Here is a 223-nt window from a genome sequence, read left to right on the forward strand (position 1 = left end):
GTTTGGTTGATACATTTGTTGTTGGTATTGCGGTTGTTGTGGTTGAGTTGGGTATGGGTTTTGTTGGAATTGTTGTTCTTGATTTTGTGGTGCTACATATGGATTTTGAGGATATTCATAATTTGGACGTGTGTCGTATGCGTTTTGTTGAAATTGTTGTTCTTGATTTTGTAGGGGTGTGTATGGATTTTGTTCATATTGTTGTTCTTGTTCCTCATATTGT

At 35.9% G+C, this 223-nt stretch carries 1 pseudogene; it reads right to left on the reverse strand.

Annotation, left to right across the window (positions count from 1 at the left end):
- A pseudogene (locus tag MR079_RS28955) lies at positions 1-223 on the reverse strand (hypothetical protein); the annotation flags it as partial.

Source organism: Bacillus cereus group sp. BfR-BA-01381, assembly GCF_022663555.1.
Lineage (GTDB): Bacteria > Bacillota > Bacilli > Bacillales > Bacillaceae_G > Bacillus_A > Bacillus_A pacificus.